This is a genomic window from Nocardioides cremeus (assembly GCF_030518195.1).
GTDB classification, from domain to species: domain Bacteria; phylum Actinomycetota; class Actinomycetes; order Propionibacteriales; family Nocardioidaceae; genus Nocardioides; species Nocardioides cremeus.
Genome location: NZ_JAULSC010000218.1, coordinates 1 through 281 on the forward strand (window position 1 = coordinate 1; position 281 = coordinate 281).

The following is a 281-nucleotide window of genomic DNA, read 5'->3' on the forward strand; positions in this document are numbered from 1 at the left end:
GTTCTCCTCGGTGATCTGCCCACCGGCATCGGCCAGCGTCACGTCGCCACCGCGGGTGCGCGCGATCTGCCGACTCAGCGCCAGGCCCACTCCCCGACCGCCCGGCGATTCTTCGGTCGACTTGGTCGAGACCCCCTCGACGAACACCTGCTCGGGTGCAAGGTCCACCCCGTCACCGGAATCGAGAACCACGATGTGCAACGTCGAACCGTCCTGTACCAGTTCCACTTCCACCTCGGCCGGCCGCCTCACTCCCAGCCTGGCAGCATCGATCGCATTGT

Annotated in this window: 1 protein-coding gene; it reads right to left on the reverse strand. The window is 66.5% G+C overall.

Annotated features, from left to right (window positions below):
• Positions 1-281, reverse strand: a 281-nt coding sequence (locus QWJ41_RS21060) for an ATP-binding protein (protein WP_302710440.1), incomplete at both ends; no start/stop codon positions are given.